The organism is Microbispora sp. H10830, assembly GCF_014161375.1.
Lineage (GTDB): Bacteria > Actinomycetota > Actinomycetes > Streptosporangiales > Streptosporangiaceae > Microbispora > Microbispora catharanthi.
The window spans coordinates 1-589 of sequence record NZ_JABBWX010000063.1 but is presented as its reverse complement, the minus strand read 5'-3'; the positions used below and the strand labels follow the sequence as shown (position 1 = coordinate 589).

1 protein-coding gene is annotated in these 589 nt (G+C 71.0%); it reads left to right on the top strand.

Translation table 11 applies throughout. The features are described 5' to 3' along the window. A partial coding sequence (locus HHX35_RS42405; RefSeq protein ID WP_182904250.1) for a cation diffusion facilitator family transporter occupies positions 1–589 on the top strand: 589 nt, incomplete at both ends.

Sequence of the window (589 nt, the reverse complement as noted above, 5' to 3'; positions counted from 1 at the left end):
CCCGCCCGCCGCAGGGCGGCTTCACCTACGGCCTCAAACGCGCCGAGATCATCAGCGCCCAGATCAACGGCATCACCCTGCTGCTGCTCAGCGTCTACTTCGTCTACGAGGGCCTACGCCGCCTGATCGAGCCCCCCGAGGTCGAAGGCGCCTACGTCGTGGCCACCGGCATCGCCGGAATCGCCGTGAACCTGGCCGCGACCTGGCTGCTGAGCAGGGCCAACCGCGCCAGCCTGAACGTCGAGGGCGCCTTCCAGCACATCCTCAACGACCTGTTCGCCTTCATCGCCACCACCGCCGCCGGCGCGGTGATCTGGCTGACCGGCTGGGCCCGGGCCGACGCCCTGGCCGCCCTCGTCGTGGCCGCCCTGATGCTCAAGGCCGGATGGGGCCTGGTGCGCGAGTCCGGCCGGGTCTTCATGGAGGCCGCCCCCGCCGGGATGAACCCCGCCGAGATCGGCCGCAAGACCGCCGCCCTGGAACACGTGGTGGAGGTGCACGACCTGCACATCTGGGAGGTCACCTCGGGTTACCCCGCCATGTCCGCGCACATCCTGGTCACCCCCGGCGCCGACTGCCACGCCGTACG